The 26710-nt window shown below is 35.7% G+C and carries 25 protein-coding genes and 1 pseudogene; 3 read left to right on the forward strand and 23 right to left on the reverse strand.

The features are described 5' to 3' along the window. Positions 1-287: 287 nt before the first annotated feature. The 5 genes and pseudogenes from AC0608_RS13000 to AC0608_RS13020 form a co-directional block, all read right to left on the reverse strand. Positions 288-822 (reverse strand): annotated as a pseudogene (locus AC0608_RS13000) (aldo/keto reductase); the annotation flags it as partial. A gap of 146 nt (positions 823-968) precedes the next feature. Beyond that, on the reverse strand, positions 969-2510 hold the full coding sequence (locus tag AC0608_RS13005) for an acyl-CoA carboxylase subunit beta (protein WP_478289358.1): 1542 nt from the start codon (positions 2508-2510) through the stop codon (positions 969-971). Between the two features lie 3 nt (positions 2511-2513). Continuing rightward, positions 2514-3956 carry an acetyl-CoA carboxylase biotin carboxylase subunit gene (accC, locus tag AC0608_RS13010; RefSeq protein ID WP_478289359.1) on the reverse strand — a complete coding sequence of 481 codons (1443 nt, stop codon included), beginning with the start codon at positions 3954-3956 and terminating at the stop codon, positions 2514-2516. A 106-nt stretch (positions 3957-4062) separates the two neighbouring features. Continuing rightward, the gene (locus AC0608_RS13015) at positions 4063-4548 is read right to left on the reverse strand and encodes an acyl-CoA carboxylase biotin carboxyl carrier protein subunit (RefSeq protein WP_478289360.1); all 486 of its coding nucleotides are present in this window, start codon (positions 4546-4548) and stop codon (positions 4063-4065) included. Between the two features lie 102 nt (positions 4549-4650). Beyond that, positions 4651-6849: a B12-binding domain-containing radical SAM protein gene (locus AC0608_RS13020; RefSeq protein ID WP_478289361.1), complete on the reverse strand. Its 2199-nt coding sequence runs from the start codon at positions 6847-6849 to the stop codon at positions 4651-4653. A gap of 142 nt (positions 6850-6991) precedes the next feature. Between AC0608_RS13020 and bshC the strand changes: the two genes are divergently transcribed. Then, positions 6992-8581 carry a bacillithiol biosynthesis cysteine-adding enzyme BshC gene (gene bshC, locus AC0608_RS13025; protein ID WP_478289362.1) on the forward strand — a complete coding sequence of 530 codons (1590 nt, stop codon included), beginning with the start codon at positions 6992-6994 and terminating at the stop codon, positions 8579-8581. An 86-nt stretch (positions 8582-8667) separates the two neighbouring features. Next, positions 8668-9087, forward strand: coding sequence for a nucleoside-diphosphate kinase (locus tag AC0608_RS13030; protein ID WP_478289363.1), 420 nt, complete (start codon positions 8668-8670; stop codon positions 9085-9087). A gap of 131 nt (positions 9088-9218) precedes the next feature. On the opposite strand, the gene AC0608_RS13035 is transcribed toward AC0608_RS13030, so the two are convergent. Further along, positions 9219-9515 carry a DciA family protein gene (locus AC0608_RS13035; RefSeq protein ID WP_417959492.1) on the reverse strand — a complete coding sequence of 99 codons (297 nt, stop codon included), beginning with the start codon at positions 9513-9515 and terminating at the stop codon, positions 9219-9221. Beyond that, positions 9496-9939 (reverse strand): lipocalin family protein, encoded by a 444-nt coding sequence (locus AC0608_RS13040; RefSeq protein ID WP_478289364.1) that lies wholly within the window; start codon positions 9937-9939, stop codon positions 9496-9498. Before AC0608_RS13040 ends, AC0608_RS13035 begins: the two co-directional genes overlap by 20 nt. Positions 9940-10171: 232 nt before the next feature. Here AC0608_RS13040 and AC0608_RS13045 point away from each other — a divergent pair, with 232 nt between their 5' ends. Beyond that, complete coding sequence (locus AC0608_RS13045) at positions 10172-11248, forward strand: serine hydrolase domain-containing protein (protein ID WP_478289365.1); 1077 nt, start codon at positions 10172-10174, stop codon at positions 11246-11248. Positions 11249-11436: 188 nt separating this feature from the next. Here the strand turns inward: AC0608_RS13045 and ftsY are convergent, their stop codons facing one another. The 16 genes from ftsY to AC0608_RS13125 all read right to left on the reverse strand — a co-directional run bounded on the left by ftsY (position 11437) and on the right by AC0608_RS13125 (position 26309). Next, entirely contained in the window at positions 11437-12390 is a 954-nt protein-coding gene (ftsY, locus tag AC0608_RS13050; protein WP_478289366.1) for a signal recognition particle-docking protein FtsY, read from the reverse strand. A gap of 129 nt (positions 12391-12519) precedes the next feature. Continuing rightward, positions 12520-12672 carry a DUF4295 domain-containing protein gene (locus AC0608_RS13055; protein WP_072675716.1) on the reverse strand — a complete coding sequence of 51 codons (153 nt, stop codon included), beginning with the start codon at positions 12670-12672 and terminating at the stop codon, positions 12520-12522. A 9-nt stretch (positions 12673-12681) separates the two neighbouring features. Beyond that, positions 12682-12864 (reverse strand): 50S ribosomal protein L33, encoded by a 183-nt coding sequence (gene rpmG / locus AC0608_RS13060; protein WP_017495179.1) that lies wholly within the window; start codon positions 12862-12864, stop codon positions 12682-12684. A gap of 27 nt (positions 12865-12891) precedes the next feature. Then, on the reverse strand, positions 12892-13128 hold the full coding sequence (gene rpmB, locus AC0608_RS13065; protein WP_024980263.1) for a 50S ribosomal protein L28: 237 nt from the start codon (positions 13126-13128) through the stop codon (positions 12892-12894). 72 nt (positions 13129-13200) lie between these two features. Then, on the reverse strand, positions 13201-14454 hold the full coding sequence (locus tag AC0608_RS13070; RefSeq protein WP_478289367.1) for a CinA family nicotinamide mononucleotide deamidase-related protein: 1254 nt from the start codon (positions 14452-14454) through the stop codon (positions 13201-13203). A 46-nt stretch (positions 14455-14500) separates the two neighbouring features. Continuing rightward, positions 14501-15196 carry a hypothetical protein gene (locus AC0608_RS13075; RefSeq protein ID WP_478289368.1) on the reverse strand — a complete coding sequence of 232 codons (696 nt, stop codon included), beginning with the start codon at positions 15194-15196 and terminating at the stop codon, positions 14501-14503. Between the two features lie 172 nt (positions 15197-15368). Continuing rightward, complete coding sequence (locus AC0608_RS13080; protein WP_143386771.1) at positions 15369-15713, reverse strand: Hpt domain-containing protein; 345 nt, start codon at positions 15711-15713, stop codon at positions 15369-15371. Continuing rightward, positions 15713-16324: a fumarylacetoacetate hydrolase family protein gene (locus AC0608_RS13085; RefSeq protein ID WP_478289369.1), complete on the reverse strand. Its 612-nt coding sequence runs from the start codon at positions 16322-16324 to the stop codon at positions 15713-15715. The genes AC0608_RS13080 and AC0608_RS13085 overlap by 1 nt, the downstream gene beginning before the upstream one ends. Positions 16325-16364: 40 nt before the next feature. Then, a complete protein-coding gene (locus AC0608_RS13090) occupies positions 16365-17141 on the reverse strand; it encodes an exonuclease domain-containing protein (RefSeq protein WP_478289370.1) in 777 nt (258 codons plus the stop codon). A 145-nt stretch (positions 17142-17286) separates the two neighbouring features. Next, positions 17287-18600 (reverse strand): dihydrolipoamide acetyltransferase family protein, encoded by a 1314-nt coding sequence (locus AC0608_RS13095; RefSeq protein WP_478289371.1) that lies wholly within the window; start codon positions 18598-18600, stop codon positions 17287-17289. Between the two features lie 84 nt (positions 18601-18684). Continuing rightward, positions 18685-19860 carry a glycosyltransferase family 2 protein gene (locus tag AC0608_RS13100; RefSeq protein ID WP_478289372.1) on the reverse strand — a complete coding sequence of 392 codons (1176 nt, stop codon included), beginning with the start codon at positions 19858-19860 and terminating at the stop codon, positions 18685-18687. 125 nt (positions 19861-19985) lie between these two features. Then, the gene (locus AC0608_RS13105) at positions 19986-20501 is read right to left on the reverse strand and encodes a cupin domain-containing protein (protein ID WP_417959481.1); all 516 of its coding nucleotides are present in this window, start codon (positions 20499-20501) and stop codon (positions 19986-19988) included. A 52-nt stretch (positions 20502-20553) separates the two neighbouring features. After that, a complete protein-coding gene (locus tag AC0608_RS13110; protein ID WP_478289373.1) occupies positions 20554-22176 on the reverse strand; it encodes an alpha-amylase family glycosyl hydrolase in 1623 nt (540 codons plus the stop codon). A gap of 1 nt (position 22177) precedes the next feature. Then, positions 22178-23914, reverse strand: coding sequence for a glycoside hydrolase family protein (locus AC0608_RS13115; protein WP_478289374.1), 1737 nt, complete (start codon positions 23912-23914; stop codon positions 22178-22180). A gap of 47 nt (positions 23915-23961) precedes the next feature. Continuing rightward, the gene (locus AC0608_RS13120) at positions 23962-25251 is read right to left on the reverse strand and encodes an MFS transporter (protein ID WP_478289375.1); all 1290 of its coding nucleotides are present in this window, start codon (positions 25249-25251) and stop codon (positions 23962-23964) included. Beyond that, on the reverse strand, positions 25251-26309 hold the full coding sequence (locus AC0608_RS13125) for a glycoside hydrolase family 130 protein (protein WP_417959477.1): 1059 nt from the start codon (positions 26307-26309) through the stop codon (positions 25251-25253). Before AC0608_RS13125 ends, AC0608_RS13120 begins: the two co-directional genes overlap by 1 nt. Positions 26310-26710 lie beyond the last annotated feature (401 nt).

Consider the following 26710-nt stretch of genomic DNA (forward strand, 5'->3'; position numbering starts at 1 on the left):
TTTTTGTAGGCGAAGTTAGTTTTTTTTTACCGTAAAAAAAAATGCTCTCCTTTAAACAAATGAAATGTTTAGTTATAACATTTTATTAATCAACAATATACTTTTTAACAGGATGTGCTTTCTGAAACATAATTTTTCCTATTTTTCTACTTGTACTCTTACTCTAATATGAGCAAATTTTATAATGAAATACCTTTTACGAACCACTTAAATCATTTAATTCTCTATTTTATTTTCCCTAATGAGCAACTTCCGCTGGCGTTATATTATACGGACACATTCTCAATTTACTCTAATTCAGCACTATAAAAAATTAAATTCTGCAAACTGTCTATATTATTATTCAATTGGCTAACAGAATTGGCGGCAATTAAAACCGAAGTAATTCGGTTATCTTTTAACAGCCAAGCCAAAGCCATTTGAGCCAAAGGAAAAAAAGCAATACAGCCCACCTTTTTCATCCAGAACATCTAACAAACCTGCTTCTAACTCTCTAACAAACATCGAATATTTAGCCTGATGAATCAAGCAAGGCGATCCAAATCGTTTCAAGATTTCAGTAGCGTCCCAAGTTTGTTCCACATTATAATTCTAAATTCCCGCATATAATGCTTTCCCGCTTCGTACGGCATAATCCAAAGCCATCATGGTTTCTTCCAAAGAGGCTTCCGGATCAAAACGATGTGAATAAAAAATATCCACATAATCCAGATTCATACGTTTCAAACTCTGATGTAAACTTGTTAATAAATATTTTCGGGAACCCCAGTCGCCATAAGGGCCTTCCCACATCGTCTAACCGGCTTTAGTCGAAACTACAATCTAAGTTTTTTCAGTCAGTTGCGGAAGATACTAAAATTTGAAAAGGCACTAAAAAACATCTACTGGTTTTTTAACTTTAAATACAAAAACTTAAATTAACACAAAAAACCACCTTCATCAGGTGGTTTTTCAATTTCTATAAATTACTACAAAGGAATATTTCCATGTTTTCTATTAGGTGTTACGCTTACTTTATTTTCGAGCATACTAAAGGCTTTTATTAATTTGCGTCTAGTATCCTGAGGTAAGATAACCTCATCCACAAAACCACGTTGGGCTGCTGTATAGGGATTGGCAAACAAATCAGCATATTCGGCTTCTTTTTCCAAAAGTTTTGCCTCGTGGTCTTCGGCTTCATTGATTTCTTTCTTGAAGATAATTTCTGAGGCTCCCTTAGCTCCCATTACGGCAATTTCAGCAGTTGGCCAGGCAAAATTCATGTCGGCACCAATGTGTTTCGAGTTCATCACATCATATGCGCCACCATACGCTTTGCGGGTAATCACGGTTACTCTCGGTACGGTTGCTTCACTTAAAGCATACAGTAATTTAGCTCCATGAACAATTATTCCGCTCCACTCCTGATCCGTTCCCGGCAAAAACCCCGGGACATCTACCAATACCAATAACGGAATATTAAAACAATCGCAAAAACGGGTGAATCGCGCTGCTTTTTTCGAACTGTTCACATCCAGACAACCGGCTAAAATCATTGGTTGGTTGGCTATAATTCCAATGCTTTTTCCTCCCAATCGGGCAAAGCCTACCAGAATATTTTCGGCATAATTTTTATGAATTTCAAAAAATGATTCTTCGTCGATAATCCCACCAATCACCTCGTGCATATCGTACGGTTTGTTTGGATTGTCCGGAATAATAGTCGCTAATTTAGTACGGATCTCGTCATTCAGTACATAAGGTAAGTTTTGAGGTTTCTCTTTGTTACTTTGTGGCAAATAACTCAATAAGCGTTTGAGATCTTCTAGACATTCTACATCATTCGCCGATGTGCAGTGTGCGACACCAGATTTAGTAGAATGCGTGCTAGCGCCTCCCAATTCTTCCGAAGTTACCGTTTCATTGGTTACGGTTTTTACCACATTTGGCCCTGTGACAAACATATAACTGGTGTCTTCGACCATCATGGTAAAATCAGTCATTGCGGGAGAATATACCGCTCCACCGGCGCAGGGTCCCATGATAGCCGAAATTTGTGGAATCACACCACTGGCTTGTACGTTTCTGTAAAAAATATCGGCATATCCGCCTAAAGAACGAACACCTTCTTGAATACGCGCTCCACCGGAATCGTTGAGTCCAATCATAGGTGCTCCCATTTTAACAGCCATATCCATGACTTTACAAATTTTTTCGGCATGCGTTTCAGATAGAGATCCGCCAAAAACCGTGAAATCCTGAGCAAAAATATAAACCAATCTTCCATTTATAGTTCCGTATCCTGTAATGACTCCATCACCATAATACAGTTCTTTTTCCATTCCAAAATCAGATGTTCGGTGCGTGACCAACATCCCGATTTCTTCAAAAGAATCTTCGTCCATCAAATACTCGACGCGCTCTCTCGCCGTTAGTTTTTTATTTGAATGTTGTTTTTCAATGCGTTTTTTACCTCCACCCAAATGAGCTTCGGCAATTTTATCATTTAATATTTTTATTTTAGATTCCATACTTTATTGAATTGGTAAGCGAACGATTTTCTGATCTTCAAAATATTGTTTCAACGCCACCAAAGCAGCGATTTCAGCTTCTTGTGCCATTTTGTTTTTCAATACATCGGCGTTGTAATAGTTCTTTACGAAATGCGTGTCAAAGTTCCCGGAACGAAAGGCCTCGTGTTCAAAAACAAATTTCCCAAATGGTAACGTCGTTTGAACGCCCTCTATATGATAGTCTTCAATAGCTTTGAGCATAATTTGAATCGCTTCTTCTCGAGTTTCTCCATAAGTAATTAATTTGGCCAACATCGGATCGTAATAAATGGGAATATCCATCCCTTGTTCAAACCCGTTATCCACACGAACACCTTCGCCAACTGGTAATTGATATACATCTAAATGACCTACGCTTGGTAGAAAATCATTCATCGGATCTTCGGCATACACCCGCAATTCCATTGCGTGTCCTTTTATTTTTAAATCTTCCTGTTTGATTGCTAATGCTTCTCCTCTTGCCACTCTGATTTGCAGTTCTACTAAATCAGTTCCGGTAATCCATTCCGTAACAGGATGTTCCACCTGCAAACGCGTATTCATCTCCAGAAAATAGAAATTATTATTTTCGTCTAATAAAAATTCGACTGTTCCTGCTCCTAAATAATCACAGGATTTGGCAACTAAAACAGCCGCTTCCCCCATTTTTTTACGCAATTCCGGCGTTAAAACCGAAGAAGGCGCTTCTTCAATTACTTTTTGATGGCGACGTTGTATGCTGCATTCCCTTTCGAATAAATACAGAACATTCCCATGACTATCCGCCATAATTTGAATTTCAATATGTCTTGGCGAACCTACATATTTTTCTATAAAAACCGAACCATCGCCAAAAGCAGCAACTGCTTCACTAATGGCACGATCCATTTGGGATTCAAAATCAGCTTCACCTTCTACCACACGCATTCCTTTACCACCGCCACCTGCAGAGGCTTTAATCAAAATAGGAAAACCAATTTCCTTGGCTACTACTTTTGCTTTTTCAACATCCGTAATGGCTTGGTCAAAACCGGGAACCATTGGGATATTGTATTGCTTAACGGCTTCCTTAGCCGCTAATTTACTTCCCATAATTTTTATTGCTTTTGACTTAGGACCAATAAAAATGATATTATTTTTTTCGGCTTCTTCGGCAAAATCAGCATTTTCACTCAGAAATCCATAACCGGGATGAATGGCATCTACGCTTAAGGCTTTGGCAACCTCTATAATTTTACTTCCTAATAAATAGGATTGACTCGAAGGGGCTTCTCCAATCCAAACGGCTTCATCGGCAAATTTTACGTGAGGCGCATTCCTGTCAGCTGTTGAATAAACTGCTACGGTTTTAATGCCCATTTTTTGTGCGGTTTTCATCACTCTGATGGCAATTTCCCCTCTATTGGCAACTAATAATTTTTTCATATTTTAAATAGATAAAAGAAGTCAGACCGCTTCGCTGATAGAATCAAGATAAATTATCTCTAACTATTTTCTTGGTTCTTTCTTCTTGCTTCTTACTTTTTTCTCGTTACTCGAATTCAATTAACAACTGACCTTTATCTACAGCATCTCCCATCAGTACTGATATGGTTTTGATCACGCCATCACGTGGAGAAAGAAAACTGTTTTCCATTTTCATAGCACCCAAAATAATTAGGTTATCATTCTCTTTTACAGTCTGTCCAACCACAACACTGATTTCTAAGATTAATCCGGGCATTGGAGCTTTGATAAAATTGACTTGTTTAATAAGCCCCGTTTCAAACCCCATTTCTTTGATAAGAATATCCAAAGGATTTGAAATGGCAACGGTGTAGGTGTTGTTGTTAACCTTTACAGTATATTTTTTTTGAAGAAAATCAGAAGTAATAATTTCCGTTTGATAAGGAGTGTTTTCGTGTAAAACATGGAACTTATTCGTTTCCACACTCACTGCATCCAGTTGTGAAACACTTTCCTTTTCCAAATCAAAATGAAAAGTGTCGTTTACATTAACTTTATAACCAATACTCATTTGTTTCTATTTTAGAAACGTAAAAATAGGTAAAAGAAAACGTTTTCGTAAAGCAAAAAAGAAAGTTTTATGCTAATTTAATATAGTCTCGCAAAACAATAATTACAAAACTAACAACCCAAATCCTCTAAGGGTTTTAACTGGTTTTGAATACCAAAACAATTCAAAGTCTTCCAATTGTATTTCGAAATCAGTTTTAACTTCTTGAAACGTATGGATTTTAGCATTCGAAACCGAGATTTTTTGTAGTATTTCTACTAGCCAATCTCCTTCGTTTTTATTGGTTTGAATACTGAAACTTTCCTTTTTATCATGAAAAGTTAAGGTCATCAGTTCCCAAGAATTCCCTTTTTTGGATTTGGTAAAATGTTCTGTAAACGGCTTCCCGCCTAACCAAACGATTTTGGCTGTAGGTTTACTATTGAAATCCTCTTCTTCGTGTAAAGCGTCAAAAATAAAATCAGGTGAAATTTTAGTCTTTGGAATTTTAAAATCAAACCAATCCTGCAGTTCATAATCAAAACAGATTCCATGCATGAAATTGAACAAAGATTTCTTGAGTCCAAAACTAAATTTATCATGATCGATTCCTGTTGCATCTGTATAATTAATATCATTATTAGCAAAAGTTCCTACAATTTCGGTTTCTTTTACCACGCCAAATTTCTCCGGATATAAGCCCACGGGACTGTGCGCAGTCATCGCAAATTGATGCCAAAATCCAGATTGTAATACCCCAACTTCAAATAATTGCCGAACCATTTCGAGACTGTCTACGGTTTCCTGAATGGTTTGCGTCGGATAACCATACATTAAATAGGCATGCACCATTACGCCAGCTTCGGTGAAATTTCGGGTTACTTTCGCCACTTGTTCGACAGTTACGCCTTTGTCAATCAATTTCAATAATCGATCCGAAGCCACTTCAAGACCACCGGAAACAGCGATACAACCAGACGCCTTTAACAGCAAACACAAATCTTTAGTAAAACTTTTTTCGAATCGAATGTTGGTCCACCAGGTAACAGCTAATTTCCTGCGAAGGATTTCGAGCGCTAAAGACCGCATCAATGCCGGAGGTGCAGCTTCGTCTACAAAATGAAACCCATTCTCCCCGGTTTGCACAATCATTTCTTCCATTCGGTCGCACAACAAGTTGGCAGCAACAGGTTCATACACTTTGATATAGTCTAAAGAAATATCACAAAACGTACATTTCCCCCAATAACAACCGTGCGCCATGGTGAGTTTATTCCATCTCCCATCACTCCACATACGGTGCATGGGGTTCACAATTTCGATAACCGAAATGTATTTATCCAAAAGCAAATCCGAATAATCGGGAGTTCCCACTTGGGATTGTTTGTAATCGTGTTTTAGGGAATTATTTTTGTAAATGACTTTTCCGTCTTCCAACAGAAAGGTTCGTTTGTAGGAATTGTAATCCAGATTTTCAATATTAAAAATTAATTCTTCAATGGGTGTTTCACCATCATCCAACGTAATAAAATCAAAGAATTCAAACACACGAGCATCCGAAAGGGAACGCAATTCCGTATTTGGGAAACCGCCACCCATAGAAATCTTGATATTCGGATACTGCTTTTTGACCCATTGTGCCGAACGAAAAGCACTGTATAAATTCCCAGGAAAAGGAACCGAAATCAGGAATAATGTAGGTTGAATGGTTTCAATTCGTTCTTTTAAAATCGAAAGGAGTAGGTTGTCAATATATGTTGGCTTCTGTTGTAAAGCTTCGTACAATTCATCAAAAGAATTGGCGCTTCGCCCCAAACGTTCGGCATAGCGACTGAAACCAAAATTGGCATCGACACATTCTACAATAAAATCAGAAATATCTTCGAGATACAAAGTCGCCAAGTGTTTCGCTTTGTCCTGCGTTCCCATAGTCCCAAAAGCCCAATCCAGTTCTTCTAATTGTGCAAATCGCGAGGCTTCTGGCAAGAAATCTTCCTGACAGATTTGAAGTGCCAAGGTTGGATTTTTTCCTTGAAGGAAAGCAATTACGGGATCAATCGTTTTTAGATATTCATCTTGTAAAGCGAAAATACGTTTCAAATTGTCAGAGATCTCTCCATTTTTGAACTTTAAACTTCCAACAGTAAATAAATTTTCTAACCCAGCCTTCGAAAATAATTTCAAAATTACTTCGATACCCAAATCTGCTTGAACAGATTCAATATTTTTGGTATTCAGAAACCCTTTGATGTAAGCGGTTGCCGGATACGGTGTATTCAGTTGGGTAAACGGAGGCGTGATTAAGAATAATTTGGTTTTCAAAAGAAATAAGTTTTGTGCAAAAATAAAGGTTAAAAATGGATTCCTAGCAATTTAAAAATAGACATTTCCTAAACATATCTTAAACCAAAAAAACATAACTTTACTTTTTCTTACTTTAGCCTCAAATTTAGAAACTCATAATATGCCAACCGACTGTATCAGCTATCAGAATTCCGGATATTTTTCTTCTTTGATGAATGATTATTTAGACTCGAATAAAAATTTACAAACTTTATATAACAGATTTCCAACACTTGAGAACTTTGAAGGACAAATACTGGAAAAGCAAGCTAATTTTAATGATAGATCCAGAGCTACTTTGGTATCTGTTTTAGAAAAACAATACGCTACAATTGAAACTTTTGTTTTGACCAAACAAAACATTCAATCTCTAAACAGTCCAAATACATTTACGGTTACTACAGGCCACCAATTGAATTTATTCAGTGGTCCTTTATATTTCTTGTACAAAATCATTTCGACTATTAATTTAACAACTGAGTTAAAAGCGAAATATCCAACGTATAACTTTGTTCCCATCTATTGGATGGCAACCGAGGATCATGATTTTGAAGAAATCAATTATTTTAATTTTAAAGGTAAAAAATTCCGTTGGAACAAAGAAAGCACAGGTCCCGTTGGACGATTGTCCAGCGAAGGCTTAGCTGATTTTCTTAAAGTATATGCGCTCGAATTAGGTTCCAGCACCAATGCAAATACACTCAAAAAACTGTTTGAAGATTCCTATCTTAATCATGATAATTTAGCCGATGCCACGAGGTTTTTGGCAAATGCACTTTTTGGAGCGTATGGCTTAGTCATTTTGGACGCGGATAATGCCGATTTAAAACGCAACTTCATTCCTTATGTAAAAGAAGAATTACTTCACCAGTCCTCCCATAAATTGGTGTTGGAAACTGTTGAAAAATTAAAAGACTACACGGTTCAAGTGAATCCCCGTGAAATCAATTTGTTTTACATAGAAGATGATTTACGCGAACGCATCCTCTTTGAAAACGGGACCTACAAAGTAAATCATACAAAAATTGAGTTTTCTGAAAGTGAGATTTTATCACTTTTAGAAAATCATCCTGAAAAATTTAGTCCTAATGTGATAATGCGTCCGTTATATCAGGAAGTAATTTTGCCCAATCTATGCTACATTGGCGGAGGTGGAGAAATTGCCTATTGGCTAGAACTAAAATCTTTTTTTGCTGCAGCAAAAATAACTTTCCCTATACTTTTGCTAAGAAATTCTGTACTCCTTGCAACTGAAAAGCAAGCAAAAAAAGCCGATAAATTAGATTTGACCTGGGCAGCTTTATTTAGCAAACAAGTAGATCTAATCAATGACAAAGTAAAAGTGCTCTCAGAATTCCCTATTGATTTAACCATCCAAAAAGAACATTTAAAAAATCAATTTCATTATTTACACTCATTAGTGCATCAAACCGACAAATCCTTTACCGGAGCTGTAAAAGCACAGGAAGCGAAACAACTAAAAGGATTGGAAAATCTGGAAAGAAGGTTATTAAAAGCCCAAAAACGCAAATATACAGAACAATTACAACGCATTACCGACTTGCAAAACGAGTTATTCCCGAACCAAAGTTTACAGGAACGACAAACTAATTTTTCGGAATTTTATTTGGAATACGGCGAAAACCTAATTTCGACAGTCGTCAAACAACTCAAACCATTGGACAACAATTTTGATATTATTATAATTTAATCAGATAACCTTTATTTGAGTACCGAATTTGTAAAAATAATCAATAAAAAAATACTATTTTTGCACAAAATTTAAAAAACAAAAAGATGGCTACTAATAGAACATTTACAATGATTAAGCCTGATGCTGTTGCTAACGGACACATCGGAAACATACTTGCTATGATAACTACTGCAGGTTTCAAAATTATTTCTTTGAAATTAACGCAATTAACTGTAGCTGATGCGCAAGCATTTTATGAAGTGCATGCTGCAAGACCATTTTATGGTGAATTAGTAGAATTCATGTCAAGAGGACCAATTGTTGCTGCTATTTTAGAAAAAGAAAATGCTATTGAAGATTTCAGAACTTTAATTGGTGCTACAAATCCAGCTGAAGCTGCCGAAGGAACTATCCGTAAAGCATACGCTACTTCTATTGGAGAAAATGCAGTTCACGGATCTGATAGTGATGAAAATGCAGCTATCGAAGGTGTGTTCCATTTTGCTGGAAGAGAGCAGTTCTAGTATTCCGTTTTCAGTCACAGTTGACAATTACGAATTATAATAAAATAAAAATCCCGTTTCAAAACGGGATTTTTTTATGAACCGAAAAACCAAAACAGATCACTAAAAACTGAATAATGAGCACTTCTACACTATCTCAAAACCACATCCTTCACTACATCGCGCCTTAATTCCTCATTAATCATAGCCACAATTTTTGATTTTCCGTGACTCAATTCCTCTCTTAATACGGATGAAGTTAGCTCCACATACAACGTGCTTCCTTTTAAAACCACATTATTCGTATAACTGTTCACACCGTTCCCCATGAGATTTTTCCAAGCGTCTTTAACGTCAATCTGGTCCATTCCGGGTTGCAGTTTGTTTACTTGGATAATTTGTTTCAAAACATCCCCTACTGTACTTTGATTATTTAACCTTTTTGCCATCTCCCAGTAAATTTATTGGTCCCGTTTTCTTGTAATGATATGCTGTTTTTTCTGCATTTAGCAACACTAATTCATGATCTGTTAAAGTGATTAACTCCTCACTCCATTTCGTAAAAGGAGTCGAATAATCAATATAAATTTTGTCGTATCTGAATCGTACCGTCACGTTTTCATAAGCATCATTCACCAAAAAAGTTCCGTCTAATTGCGGCATTACCTTCTTCCGAATTCCTTTATTATTTATATCTATTTCAAAGTAATCATAGCTTTCATTGATACTATAATCCTTATCTTTTAAAGTATCAAAAGCAACCATTTCAATTTCCCAATACCCATTTAATTTCTCAACATCGGCTGGCTTTATCTTTTGCTGACATCCCACAAAAAAGAGTGCTATAAAAAGAAGGCTGAATGTGTTTTTCATATTTAATTTATTTTTTAGGAGCTATTTCCTGCTTTTTACTCCAATCTTTTTACCCGCTGCAAAAGCAGTTAAAAAGGATTTACGTTACAATCAGGGCTAAGGCATTCGAATTAAAAAGAAGCATAATTCTAAGGACAAAGTTAAACTTAATAAACTCAAACAAAAACAAAAAACTCAACACCCATTAAACTATTTTCTATATTTTTGATCTTACACTACAAATAGCCAGAACATGTCTAAAACAATCTACAGTCTGCTTTTCGCATTTTTGTGCATGAGTTGCAGCTCTGAATCTGCCGACACATCTCCCATTCCTACACCAACAGAAACACTCTACTTTCCACCGTTAACAGGTACAACTTGGGAAACAAAATCAATTACAAGTTTGGGTTGGAAACAAACAGCTGTTCTGCCACTTTTAGATTATTTAGAACTGAAACACTCTAAAAGTTTCATCATTCTAATCAATGGCCGAATTGTAATGGAAAATTATTTTAACGGACATGCAGCAACAACCAATTGGTATTGGGCAAGCGCTGGAAAAACATTGACAGCAACACTTACGGGTATAGCCCAACAGGAAGGATTTTTGAATATCAATACAAAAGTTTCACAATACATTGGAACAGACTGGACGAGCGAAACATTAGCGAAAGAAAATCTAATTACGTGCAAAAACTTACTCACCATGACTTCTGGTATCGATGACATCGCTAATGGTGATAATATTTCTCCTGTAAGTTTACTATATAAAGCCGATGCAGGAACGCGATGGGCCTATCATAATGTATATGTAAAATTACAAGATGTTATTGCGCAGGCTTCCGGTCAAACTTGGAGTAATTATTTCAATGCAAAATTAAGAAACAAAATAGGAATGGACGGTACTTGGTTCCAGTCTGGCAATAATTCTGTTTATGGAAGCACCACTAGAAGTATGGCGCGTTTTGGGCTATTGATGTATAACAAAGGAAAATGGGATAACACCGTAATTTTGGATGAAAACTACTTTATCGAAGCAACAACGACTTCTCAAAATATTAATTTAGGATATGGCTATTTATGGTGGCTGAATGGAAAAAGCAGTTACCATTTACCTCAATCCCAACTTACAATTCCTGGAAGTATTATACCATCTGCCCCAAACGATATGTTTATGGCATTAGGTAAAGATGATCAGAAAATCTATGTTATTCCAAGCAAGAAAATGGTAGTAATTAGAATGGGTGACGCTGCTGACAATGCCAATCTGGCCCTGTCTGATTTTGACGATGTTTTATGGCAAAAAATAAATGCTTTATATCAGTAATTTATTTCGTTTTCAATCGTTTGATAAAACCTAAAATAAAGAAAACCAAGCCGATTACCAACAAAAAATAATAGAAACCAATACTTTTATCTCGGATAAGATTTGCCACTATGAAGGAAATAATACTTACAAAGTAAAAATAAATAGGGTTAGTATTTTTGATAGATGAAAAATTCATTGCCACAATATTATTTAAAAAAACTGTCTACAAATTCATATTTATTAAAAACCTGAAGATCCTCGATTCCTTCTCCAACTCCTATGTATTTAACCGGGATCTGAAATTGATCTGAGATTCCTATTACAACACCACCTTTTGCAGTTCCGTCTAGCTTTGTAACCGCTAAACAAGTAACCTCTGTTGCAGCAGTAAATTGTTTAGCTTGCTCAAAAGCATTTTGTCCCGTAGAACCATCCAAAACTAATAACACATCGTGTGGTGCATCACCAACAACTTTTTGCATCACTCGTTTTACTTTGGTCAATTCGTTCATTAAATTAATTTTATTATGCAAACGTCCTGCTGTGTCAATAATAACAATATCGGCTTTTTGTGCTACCGCTGATTGCAAAGTATCAAAAGCTACCGAAGCCGGATCACTGCCCATATCTTGGCGAACAATTGGTACACCTACTCGATCCGCCCATATCTGCAATTGATCAATAGCTGCAGCACGAAACGTATCAGCAGCACCAAGAACAACATTATAGCCTTGTTTTTTAAATTGGTACGCTAGCTTCCCTATAGTAGTCGTTTTCCCAACTCCATTTACTCCAACCACCATTAGAACGTAAGGTTTAGTCTGTGTAGGAATTATAAATTCGGTTGCTTCACCAGAGTTAGTCTCTGATAACAATGCAGCAATTTCTTCTCTGAGGATTTGATTAAGTTCGTCTATGCCCAGATATTTATCTGAGGATACGCGACTTTCTATTCTGGTAATAATCTTTAAAGTTGTATTTACACCAACATCTGAGGCAACAAGGATTTCCTCTAAATTATCCAGAACTTCATCATCAACTTTTGACTTTCCAGCTACCGCTTTGGTTAATTTGGAAAAGAAATTCGTTTTTGACTTTTCAAGACCTTTGTCTAATGTTTCTTTTTTCTCTGACGAAAATATTCTTTTGAAAAAACTCATTGTATAAATAGTATTAAGAATGAAGTATTTAGATCAAAGGAACTAATACGCTTTTCTAAGGGTAAATATAGAAAATAAAAAAGCTACTTCCGAATGAAAGTAGCTTTTCTATATAATGCTAATTGAATATTATTTCTTTTTCAAGAACTCATCAACTGATTCTGGAGTCATAATAGATTCTACGAATGTATATGCACCTGTTTTCGGAGATTTCACCATTTTGATGGCTTTTGATAATCTCTTAGAAGCTGTCTGTAAGGTTGCTACTGTTTTCTTTGCCATGACTAATTATTATTTAATTTCTTTATGAACAGTTACACGTTTCAAGATTGGATTAAATTTTTTAATCTCTAATCTGTCTGGAGTATTTTTTTTGTTCTTTGTTGTTATGTATCTTGAAGTTCCTGCAACACCTGAAGTCTTGTGCTCAGTACATTCTAAAATTACCTGGATTCTATTACCTTTCTTTGCCATCTTGCTATTTTTTTATTTTGGAAGGGATTATTTAATAAATCCTTCTGACTGTGCTTTTTTCAAAACTGCAGCGATTCCATTTTTATTAATTGTTTTTATCGTAGATGCAGCTACTCTTAGAGTAATCCATCTATCTTCTTCTGGAAGATAAAAACGCTTTTTAACTAAGTTTACAGAAAATTTTCTCTTAGTTTTGTTCATAGCGTGAGAAACGTTATTTCCTACCATCGCTCTTTTACCTGTAAGGTCACAAACTCTTGACATTATACTTATCTTTTATCGTTATTCAAAATCAGGGTGCAAAGAAAAGAAAAATAAACCTATTAACCAACAATATTACCGTACATTTTTTAAAATTTCTTTCTGTAATAGTTCTAAACTTTTAATTACCGCTCTATCTATCACTTTTTCACGGGGTTGGCCAAAATTAAATTCTTCAACAATTATTTCATTTGGCGTAGCCAATGCAATAAAAACAGTTCCTAAATCCGCATTTGAGTCTCCTTTTGTCGGCCCTGAATTTCCTGTGGTCGCAATTGCATAATCTGTTTTCATCATCTTTTGCACACTCTGAGCCATCGCTGAAACAACCTCTCGACTCACTACTGAATGTTGGTTTATAAGATTTTCAGAAATCCCTAAAACATCAATTTTCACATCCGTTCCGTACGAAACTACACCGCCCTTAAAATAACTTGAAGCTCCGGAAACAGTCGTCAAAACCTGTGCTATTTTTCCTCCAGTACAACTTTCAGCGGTGGAAATGGTTTTATTTTGCTTTGTCAGCATTTTCCCTACGACGACCTCTAGGGTTTCATCATCATCAAAACCAACGATAATATCATGGATTATAGCATCCAGCGAGTTTACATTTTCCTCGAGAGCAGCTTCTAATTTTTCTTTATCTGTACCACGAGCAGAAAGACGCAAACGAACTCTTCCAGGTGCAGGCAAATAAGCTAATTTAATAAACACCGGCAGGTTATTTTCCCAATCTTCTATTCGTTCCGCCACCATACTTTCTCCTTGTCCGTACGTCAGAATTGTTTTATGAATAATATAAGGACGTTCATACTCCCGAACTACTTTTGGAATAATTTCATGCTCCATTAAATACTTCATTTCATAAGGAACTCCGGGAAGCGAAATAAAAACGGTATTTCCCTTTTTCATCCACATTCCTGGTGCAGTGCCTACCTGATTATGAAGCACTGTACATTTTGAAGGAACGAGCGCCTGATCTTTATTGATTTGGGTAATAGTACGCTTGTAAAAACCTTCTATAAGTTGCGTGACATGAGCCAGCACTTTTTGATCAATAACCAATTCATCTTCAAAATAATCACAAAATGTTTTCTTAGTAACATCATCTTTTGTTGGTCCTAAACCTCCGGTGATAATTACTAGATCAACTTTGTTTTGAAGTGCGACAAACGTATCTAAAATGTGCTTTTTATCATCACTAATCGAAATCATTTCGGTGATTTCAACACCAATTTTATCTAACGACTTAGCTATAAAACCAGAATTCGTATCGACAATCTGACCTATTAAAATTTCGTCACCTATGGTAACTATAGTTGCTTTCATTTTAAATTAGAATTTGAAATTTAATTTTTACCTAAAAAATTAACACTTAATACTTGCTAACTTTAGGATTTGTATAATCACATTCCGCAGGGATTTGTAAGAATTTTTTAATTTTTACAAATTGCAATAATTTATAAATAAACTCATAATGTTTTTCATCATAGGTTAAGGAGAAAATTTCTTTTGCAATCCCATTGGGTCTATTTTTACTGGTTACAGTAAAATCAAAAATACTTGAAAACATCAGTAAAGGCAGATGGAATTCTGTATTATTCTCTACTATATAATGTGAAGTTCCACGATTATACTTTCTCGCTTCTTTAATCTTATTATACTTCATCGCATAATTTTTATAAGAAACACCATCAATTAGAGTATCCTTTTCATTCACAAAATCATACCTAGTAGAATCATACTTATTTTTCTCATTTTGATAAGAAACACTTTCACAAGTCAACGATATAGTTTCTGCTTTAAAAAAATCACTTTTACCAATTCTCGAAATACTACGAATGCCTTTTTCATCTTTAAAATCCATTCTGAAATTTAAATTATCCTCTTCGTTAACATATACACTATAACTATCGTCTTGAGAATTAGTTAAAAGGTATCGCTTCTCAATTTTTGAGGTTTCATTTTTCTGGAAATTATATTCAATAATGTAATCAAAAGAATACGTTTTTTGAGCGTAGCTATTATAAAAACATAACAACAAAAGCAGTAGTATTATTTTGTATTTCATATTTGTCTTTTATACCAAAAACAATTCTATGGTAGTTTTTAAAATACGCAATAGTTAAATGATAGTGTTCATTTGTAGTTTGCGTGAGGGATAAAAGTGAAAATCCTCCCGTTTTTTAGGAAGATTATAACGGATAGCCCGACCCGTTTTTTCAGCGGGTCGGGCCCCAATATTACAAATCGAAATCTTTTTTTATTTCTTTGATAGCGTCATTAACTTGATTTTTTACGCTCTTAAAAGTCTCTTTAATATCTTTCTTTTTACCTTCGGCTTTGGTCCAGGCTTCAATTTGAAGAATCTCTTCAAAAGCCACGTTTAAACCCATTAAATCAAGCGTAGGCTTAATCTTGTGCGCATAAGCATAAGCATGCTTATGGTCTTTCTTTTTTATTCCTTCTTTGATTTGTAGTAAATCATCCGGCACTTCGGTAACGAATAAAGTTAGAATTTCATTTACAAATTCCGCATCGTTATCTGAAAGTGCGTACACTTTTGAGAGGTTGTAATTTATAGCCATTATTTCACTTGTATTCTAAATAGTTGTTGTCCTTCTAAAAATCCTTCTAAAACATCATCAGGTTTTACGGCAGCGACCCCTTCTGGAGTTCCTGTAAAAATAATATCCCCAATTTTTAACGTAAAAAACTGAGAAACATACGAAATGAGTTCATCAATTTTCCATAGCATAAAACTAGAATTACTTATTTGTACCGTTTTATTATTATTGGTTAATTCAAAAGTAATATTTTCTAACGAACTAAATTGAATTTTTGGTAAAAATTCTCCTATAACTGCCGATCCATCAAACGCTTTTGCTTTTTCCCAAGGCAATCCTTTTGCTTTTAATTTATCCTGTAAATCCCGAGCCGTAAAATCGATCCCAACACTAATTTCGTCATAATATTTATGAGCAAACTTAGGCTCAATGTATTTCCCCACTTTACTTATCTTAACAATGATCTCAATTTCATGGTGTACATCCTCTGAGAATTCCGGAATTACAAACGGATGCTGTTTTAACAAAATAGCCGAATCGGGTTTCATAAAGACTACAGGTTCTGTAGGTCTCTCGTTATGCAATTCAGCTATGTGATTGGTATAATTTCTACCGATACAGATTATTTTCATTTGGTTTTAATTAAAAATTTAATTATTGAAAAGTTCCAAATTAACTTAATTTATTGTTCAATTTTCTAAGTTTGATTGCGGTTAAAACTTTCTTAGTATACAAAGGAAAATCCGCGTTTTGAATCCAACTGAAATATCCGGGTTCTGTTTCTAGAATTTTATCGACTTTGACACCTTTATGTTTTCCAAAAGTAAAAATTTCCTCATTATCTTTATCAAAAGCAATCATACCTGCAAAGTCCGCTATTTTCTTTCGTGTAGTAAATTCCGATAACGATTTCATGTCGTTCTCTAATTCCGGATAACGATCCAATTGCGCCTTTAATATTTCATATGTAGCCATCGTATCCGCTTCTGCTGAATGCGCATTTTCTAACGTTTTTCCACAATAAAACTTGTGAGCCGCCCCCAATGTGCGTTCTTCCATTTTATGAAAAAGAGTTTGTACATCTACCGAAACCCTGTTTTTCATGTCAAAATCTACTCCGGCACGAAGCATTTCTTCTGCCAATAACGGAATATCAAAACGATCTGAATTAAACCCAGCCAAATCACTGTCTTTAATCATCGCGTAAACTTGCGATGCCAATTCATTAAAAGTAGGCTCATTAGCTACTTTTTCATCAGTTATTCCATGAACAGCTGTTGTTTGAGGTGGAATTGGAATCGTGGGATTGACTAACCATGTTTTACCCTCTTTATTTCCGTTAGGAAAAACTTTGAATATTGAAATTTCTACAATTCTGTCTTTACCGATATCTATCCCTGTGGTTTCAAGATCGAAAAAGCAAATTGGTTTATTGAGTTTAAGTTCCATTTTTAATTTTTGCTTGATTACAAATATAGAAATTTGGGTTTAATTTCATTTAAAGTTCAACGTTTAAAGTTCCTTAAACTATCAAAAAAAATAAAACCCGATTGATTTTTAAAAATCAATCGGGTTTTATTACAATTATACTTTTTTAAACATCTCTGTTTACATCAAAAGCTTCTAAATACTCAGCAACTCTTTTTACAAAACTACCTCCTAATGCTCCATCTACAACTCTGTGGTCATAACTGTGTGACAAGAACATTTTTTGGCGAATCCCAATGAAATCACCTTCTGGAGTTTCAATTACTGCAGGCATTTTTCGAATGGCTCCAAGCGCTAAAATCCCTACTTGTGGCTGATTCAATATTGGCGTACCAAAAACACTTCCAAAAGTTCCAACATTTGTAACCGTATAGGTTCCGCCTTGCGTATCGTCTGGTTTTAGTTTTCCAGCTTTGGCACGACCTCCTAAATCGTTTACCGCTTTTGCCATTCCAACTAAGTTCAATTGATCTGCATTTTTAATAACCGGAACAATTAAGTTGCCATTTGGCAATGAAGCTGCCATTCCAAGGTTTATATTTTTCTTTTTTATAATGTAATCCCCATCAACAGAAATATTCATTCCAGGAAAATCTTTGAGTGCTTTCGCCACTGCTTCCATAAAAATTGGCGTGTACGTCAATTTTTCGCCTTCTCTCTTTTCAAACGCATTTTTATTTTTCTCTCTCCATTTCACAATATTTGTCACATCAACTTCGATGAACGATTGTACGTGAGCTGACGTTTGTACCGAAGCGACCATATAACCCGCAATTAGCTTGCGCATTCTGTCCATTTCTATAATTTCATCACCACCACTTACAGATACCGGCGCTGCTTTTTGAGCCACTGGAACTACTTCTGGTTTTTGAACCGCAGCAACAGGAGCCAATACTATTGGTTGGTTTTTTCTATTTTTTACGTAGTCTAAAATATCATTTTTAGTTACTCTTCCTTCTTTTCCTGTTCCGGAAATTGAGGCTAATTCCGCAACCGAAACCCCTTCTTCTTTGGCTATATTTTTCACCAATGGCGATAAGAATTTTTCAGATTCTGAATAGTCAGCAGACACATCTGAAGAGATTGCAACCATTTCTTTCGCAGCTGTATCAGTTTTTGCTACTTCAGCAACAACCTCAGCGGCTGCAGCTTCTTTAACAATTGGCACGAGCTCTCCCCCTTCGGTTTCAATTATTGCTATAGTTTGACCTACTTGAACTAGATCATCTTTTCCAAACAATTGTTCTACCAAAATTCCCGAAACTTCGCTTGGCACTTCACTGTCTACTTTATCAGTAGCAATTTCCAGTACCGCTTCATCGGCTTCAATTTTGTCTCCAACTTCTTTCAACCAATTTGTAATGGTCGCTTCTGCAACGCTTTCTCCCATTTTAGGAAGTTTCAATTCAAATCTTGCCATATTATTAACCTAAAAGGTGATATTGATTTTCAGTTTGCGAAATTACTAAATATTTCAAATATAAATTACATTAAATGTAATTTTTTACTCTATTTTAATAATCTCACCTCTCTCATAACTATTATTACTTCCTATTAAAAAATTAGCATTTTTTGGTAATATTTTAAAAGTATACCCTCTATTTCTTAAAGATTCAAGAATTGAGATCGTATCTTTAAAAGAAACAAATTCGTTATCTATAATAATTTCAGTTGCTTTTTTAGTTTTAACAAAAGACGAAATTACCATTTTTTCTGTTTTTAAACCGTGAAACTGCACTTTATTTTGCAAAACTAGAACCAGTTTATCCATCAATTTTTCCTCTGATGAATACAATAAATAGGATTTAGAAAGATTTTTTACACCAAGGTTTCGGGAGGTTTTTCCTTGAAACCTTTTTATAAAAGAGAAAAAAACAATCCCCATTTGCATAAAAATCGAAAAGAATAAAGAAACTTTAAAATGCTTTTTATAAAAAAAATTCATAGCTTTTTGAAAACGTTTCATATATCTTTCATCCTTAAAGGTACTTTCTCCCTTGTAGTGAATTACGGTAGTTTCATGGAAATAAAAATTGGCTTTTTCTTTTTGCGAAACGCGATAAGACAAATCAATATCATCCGAATACATGAAACAATTTTCATCAAAACCTCCCATTTCAAGATACAAATCCCTTTTCATAAACATAAAGGCACCTACGAGAATATCAACTTTCCCTGTTTCATTTTCGTTTAAATGTTGTGCGTAATAATCCCCAAATGTTTTTGATTTAGGAAACAATTTGTACAAACCTGTAATTTTTGTAAAAGCAACCCAAGGAGTTGGGATACCACGTTTACTTTCGGGCAAAAAATTCCCCGAACCATCGATTAGTTTGCAGCCTATAATCCCTAAATTAGATTGTTTTTGGGCGAAAGCCAAGATTTTTATAAACGTATCTTCAGCGACAACAGTATCAGGATTAAGAATGCAAATATACTTTCCTTTAGCTTGAGCAACACCTATGTTGTTACCCTTTGGAAAACCTATATTTTCATAATTCATAATGAGTTTTACGCTTGGAAAACGCTGCTTTATCATTTCACAACTGTCATCAGGAGAATTATTATCAATTACAATAATTTCGCTATCAATGGTTTCTAACGCTTTTTGAACGCTCAAAACACATAATTCGAGAAAATAACGCACGTTGTAATTGAGAATAATGACGGATATCTGCATTTTTCAAAGATATCTTTTAAGATGTAAAAAGACAAAGGTTAAAAGTTTTTAAAAATAGCAAAATATGATTCGACACCAGTACTTCTATTTACTTTAAAATCTATAATGATCGAAAATACTTTTATTTATCTGCCAAAGTCATCCTGCAAACGAACAATATCATCTTCATCCGAAGGGTTTTCTGGATCTGTATGCTGCCAAATTTCGGCAACTATCCCCCAAGAATCAAGGCCTATCAAGCGATGGCGTTCCCCTTTGTCCATTTGAATAAAAGTACCTGGTGCTAACTTCTGAATGTCCCCCTCTTCATCGGTCAAACTCGTTTTTACCCCGACCTCTCCGGAGAGTATTTTCCATATTTCGGCTCTGCGATGGTGAAATTGCCATGACAATCTTTTATGCGGAGCAACAACCAAAATTTTCGGACTCAACTTATTTGTAATTTTAATCACATCCATTTCAAGATGTGGAAAAAATTGAGCTGCAAAAGCAGCTGCCTGACTTTCATCAATTACAAAAAAACCTCCCCAAGGTCGGGTTTCATCTTGCTTTATTATGGTGAAATTTTCTTTTTTTAATGCTGTTGCAATTTGTTCAAAAACAGCACTTTTTTCTAGTGTATCAAATATGTTAAGGTTCATTTTTTTGTTTTAAAAAAGTAAAAATATTCCATTAATAGTATTTAAGCAAATTCTAGTGGCTATAAATGATAAATTCATTCGATCTTAATTTTGAGTTTCCCATTAGAATTTGTGCTCCCTTTGGAACACTCACTTTCGTCTCTTTACCAAAATTTACAAGTACCGTGATTTGATCTCCTTCCAAAGAACGGGTAAACAAAATTTGATTGTTATGATGTTCTAGTCTTTCGTATTTCCCATATTGCAAAACTTTTTCATTATTTCGCAGCGTAATCAACTTTTTGTAGCCGTTAAGAATGGACTTTTTTTTGTTCATTAAACGCTGAACATTGGTTTTTTTGTAATCCGGATTAATTTTTATCCAGGTTTTCTGTGTTGAAAAACCTGCGAAAGGAGTCCCATTCCATTGCATAGGACTTCGGGATTTGTCCCGGTTGTGCTCATTTCCTTCAACAAGTGCGTCATTCGATTTTTTACCTTTGGCCAGAGCCAATTCATAATGAGTCCTTCCTTGAATATCGACCATTTCGCCTAAATTTTCTGCGATGATGTTATGCATCCCGATTTCTTCTCCATAATAAACAAAAGGAACCCCTTTGGCGGTAAGCATCAATGCCGCTAATGCCAACGCTTTATCAGGATTACCATTGGCTAATCGGTCTAGCATTCGAGGCATATCATGGCTTCCAAAAAACAAAGTTGGATAATTACTCATGTTTTTTTCCATACTTTGCATCTCGTCAAAAATACGTTGCGAAGAAAATGTTTTAATGCTTCCAAAGTTGAAATTAAAAACCACATCCAACAAATCCTGTGACTGGTATTGTTTTAAAACCTCAATTTTATCGCTTCCTATTTCTCCTACTATAAAACGATTATCATATTCGCTTACAGTCGATTTTATGATTCGCATGGCATTTTTCACACCTGCCTGATCAATGTCGTTGGTGTGCTGTTGTAGCCCGTCTTTTACCGGGTTATTCGCCGTAATTCCATCGGTGGTTAAGAAATTGATCACATCCAATCGAAATCCATCGACACCGCTATCCAGCCAAAAGCGTAGTACTTTTTGAACCTCAGCCACAACTTTAGGATTCGACCAGTTGAGATCTGCCATTTTTTTATCAAACTTATGATAGTAATATTGATGGGTTACCGTGTCTTTCTCCCAAGCGGTTCCACCAAAAAAAGATTCCCAATTGTTGGGTTTGTCTTTCCAAATGTAATAATCCCGATATGGATTGTCAACTGATTTTCGAGATTCCTGAAACCAATTGCACTCCGTTGAAGTATGATTCAGCACCATATCCATAATCACTTTAATTTCGCTTTTATGCGCTTCTTTCAAAAAAGTATCAAAATCTGCTTTGCTACCATAAGTAGGATCCACCTCATAATAATTAGCAATGTCATAACCGTTATCTACCTTTGGCGAAGTGAGAAATGGAGTCAGCCAAATACCTTTTATGCCCAACCCCTTCAAATAATCCAACTTTTTGGTCATCCCTTTAAAATCGCCATATCCATCGCCATTACTGTCCGCATAACTAGGCATATAGATTTGGTAAAATACCGATTCTTTCCACCATTTTTCTGAATTTTCATGCTGTTGTCCGGCAACGGAGCTACCAGCAAACAGCAACAAATAAAATAATGTGCTGATTGTATATTTCATATCAAAAAGTTTGTTTTTTCTGTTGAAAATTATAATCTACCACAACACCGTCTACTAACATTTTAGAACCTTCATACGTTACTTTGCCGCCAGAAGGAACAGAAATAAGTACCGCAGCACTTTCTGGAGCAATCTTTATTTTAACCGAAGAAGAAACGTTACGCGCAACAAAACGCCCCGAAACAGTATTGTACAAATCGACTTTTTTTCCTTGCTCTGTAGCTACTGAAACTTTTTTATTCGTAGTATAAGGGTTATAATATAAAAAAGAAGGATAGGCTTTATCACTATAAAAATCAGTAGCCAGTAGATTCAATTGTAGAATTCCAGTCACATTCGTTGGACGGATAATGCTTCCGAAGATCCCCACGTGTCCGCTGCCATAAACACTGAATTGCGATTCTTCGGGATTTTGACCCGGTACCCAAAGTGGCCCGTCACCTTGTGCCACAGGTCCTTTTAAGTTTTCATAGGCTTTATAACTGGACTGACGAATCATCCCTTCATACCCAATTACTCCTTTGCTAACCTCAGCTAGATGCGGAATCGTTTCGTGCTCATCCGGCATGTACTGCGGATAAAAAAAACGCGAAGCATTAGCGGCGTTCAACATCCATTTCCCAATTGCCGTAGCATACGATTGATTGTAGCGAACCATTGGAACCATTGGCCAAGCCATATCATAGGTATTCATCAAAAAGCCATAACCACCATGATCCACGGTACTACCAACGGTTCCTGAAATGTCAATTCCGTTCCAGTTGCCCACCAAAACACCCCAGCCTTCCCTACAAATTGCGGTTCCATCGAAGGTCCAGCCCAACATTTTATTCGTGTCGTATTGCGCTGCTCCTTCTTCTGCGTTTATTCTTGCCGCTAAATAAGCCCCAAAAGGCATTAGCAATTCATACGTTGGATTTATAGGTTGCGATTGTAGTGCAGCCAATGCACTTTTGGCTCCTTTTAAATACCTTGGATCTCCAAATTTTTTATACGCGGCATACAAAACCCACGCATGACCTGCTGCGGCATCAGGTTGCGCACAGATATTGTTTTTCATCGGTTTCATTTTGCCATAGTCAAAATAGGAATAATCATAATTCCCATTCAAAATAGAATCGGCCTTGAAGAATTTTTCGGCTATACTTTTAGCGATTACATCAAAACCCGGTTCATTAGGGTATTTGTCATAAACGGCATAAAACAAGAGATTCGGATATACATCATACCACCAATCCCGTCCATAACCACCACCCAATAAAGCCACTTCCGGAGCCGTATTGTTCATCATAATGTCCCAACCTGTTTCACTATTGAAATAATTTTTTAGCATACCAACATAATTTAAATTTGGTTGTTTGCTTTTGTCTATCCCCACTAAACTGGCGCCTAATGTGGCTCCCATTGTAGCGAGTGCTTCATGAAACATCCCTTTATTATTGGTTCCTTGCCTCACATCAGCCACTGCGGTATAGATACCAACAACGTTTTGAGAAAAATTCTTTTTGGTACTGTCTATCCATACCATCGGCCAAAACTTACCTTTGGCATTAAAATCATATACAATACTATCAAAACGCACCGCCATTTTTTTATAATCGATGATTTGAAATGGTTTGGGCAAGTTTGGCATTTGGTCCACACGTGCTATCCTTTGTTGTTTAACTTGGGCAGTTCCATTGAATCCGAAAAGGATAATAAACAAACCAGCGCAAGTAATTTTGAAAATAATATTCATTTCTTATTTTGATTTAATTATAATTCTATTTTAGAAATTGATCGGTATTACAGCATTTTTTCGGCCACTTCATTCCGTACTTTGCTATCAATTACTGGTTCATCCGGAGAAAGCAATTTCCCTTCTGCTATAATTTTCTTGGCGACAAAAATAGAACTCAACTGCAATATCGCAACGATAACAATAGCATAGCGCAACGCAATTTCAGTAGAGATAGCATAGGCCAAAACGAGAAAGGTTCCCGCTCCTAAAAATCTCCCTGCAAATAATCCCGCCTCGTGGTTCAAAATATAGGCAAATTCGCCTCTTTTTTCAATTTTAGAAACAATATCGATTACTTTAAATTGAATTGGGAAATACGCTAAATCCATCAGGGGTTTTGCTATCAACAACAATAAAATAAACATAATCACACCCGTTTGATTAAATAACAACCCATTGACTATTGCTCCTAAAGCAAATAAAACAAGTCCCGCAGTAAAAATTTTTATTCGATCCGAAGGTTTTGAGATCCTTCCTAAAACATACATAATTACTGCAGCAATTATGGCTCCTATGGATTGTGCAGTTCCTAATGCCCCTTCTTTCCCTATCAATAACATGATTAGCATGGCTGGTGCTGTTACCAGAAAACCCTGTACCAAGCCTTTCAATACTGACAATGACAACAACTTATACCATAATTGGTGAAATTTAAAAAAAACGTATTTTTTTTGTTCCGGGTTTTTGAATGTCCCCCTGAAACAAACTATAGAGGCTGCTACAGTCACTAAAAATACGATTCCGGTAATAATTAGATAGGCCGTGTGAATTTGTGCTTCGTCTCCGCTTGATTCGATAAACCAACCGATAGTAATCGGAATGACTACGGCTATAATCGTGTAGAAAAAGGTTTCCAAACCATAATAATAATTTCGATTCGTATCATTGGTAATGGCTAATGCCAAATAATCTCTGTTGGACCAATAAAAGCCAAAAGACAATCCCATCGTAATACCTGCAAATCCTATTCCCACTAAATCTAATGTCTTTAATGACATCATAATCATCATGGAAACACCGCTAAGCATCATTCCTGCCGAATATAATTTCCTGATATTAAAATGTTTCAGCAAAAAGCCATTCAATAAAAAAGTAAGCGGAATTCCGGTATAAATAGTAAGCTGATAAATCACAACTTTTACCGGATCATTGGAACTTCGCATCACATAAGCAGCTACAAAAATATCGATCACCGGCAAAACGATGGCATAGACCAGATTAGTAAGTACTAATATTTGAAAATTGTGGGTCTGGCTTTTAAAATGGCTAATTTCGGTTTGTAGTTTCTTGAACATTAGTTAAATTTTAAAAGTGAATAAATCGCTTTGATAGAAAACTCCGCGCCACAAACAAACTCATCCGAAGCACCGTAATAGATGGTAACCGTATCGCCATCAGGCTGAACAACATGTCCGTTAGTAAATACTACATTCCCAAAAAAACCAGTCAACTCATAGGTTGCGGTAGGAACCATTATAGGTTCTTCAGTACGTGCAATTACTTTTGTAGGATCTTCTAAATCCATTAAAAAAGCCCCTAAACAATATTGATGTGCCGCATTGGCTCCATGATAAATAGCTAGCCATCCTTTTTCAGTTTTTATGGGAGCAGCTCCGGCACCCACTCTTTTGCTATCCCATAGTCCAGCCCTTGTTTTTATAATACAATGGTGATTTCCCCAATGTAGCCCATCCGGAGAGGAAGTGATCCAAATATAATTTCCTCCAATATCAACGCTGCTTGGGCGGTGTAAAGCATAAAACATCCCATTTATTTTTTCATCAAAGATGGCGCAATCCTTATTGTGTGGTGGCAACATCATTCCATGGGATTGAAAATTTTTCCAATCGGTTGTGGTGCGTAAACCTACTCCTACTCCATTATCAGAAACTGCTGTATAGGTCAGGTAATATTTATTTTCGAGCAAAGTAACCCGGCAATCTTCTATACCAAATGTTTCCAACAATCCCTCACCAACTAAAGGTGGATAATTCTCTGGCTCATAAAAATGATGTCCATCGGTACTGCATAATAATCTCAAATGTGATAAAGTAGTCAAATAATCTACTCCTTTATAATTGATCACTCTGGCATCGCTGGCGTCTAATTCCGGATCGTCTGTAGGAATTTCTATAATTTTAATTGCTCCAGTTTCCGTTAAAATAGGAAACGAAATACTATTCTCTTTTTGTTCCGGTCTTTCGGCAACACGAACAATCAACCATGTTTTCCCTTCAAATTGAAATACCCCTGGATTAAGAAGACAGGTAATTTGCAAGCCTTCTCTACTGGCTGGTAAATCTGCTGGGGATAATAATGGGTTTTGTGTAAAACGTTTTGCAATATCTTTCATGCTATTCTATTTTAGTTTTTTTAGTTTTATTTTTCTGTCTTAATTGTTTTGCGAAATACGCAATTGGTATTTTTGAAAAAGCTGTTTAATGGTAAATTTATTCATTTTACCATTACAACTTTCATCAGAATTAGTTTATGTACTGATCTCACCAATAAGTCCAAAATATAAATAATTTACAGCAGAGCAAAATCCCTTCTTAAACGCAACTAAGGCTATTTTTAAATGTTCTTTTCAGGAAGCAATTCCAACAAAGCACTCGATTCCTAAATCATTTTCAGCACAAAATACTGTTTTTGACATAATAAGTTGAATTTTAATTCTGACAAAGGAGATTAATTCGCTCATAAAAACACTACCGTTGAAAAGTCACTGGATTTTATACTCCAAAATGCGACCGT

This window comes from Flavobacterium sp. GNP008 (assembly GCF_056428965.1).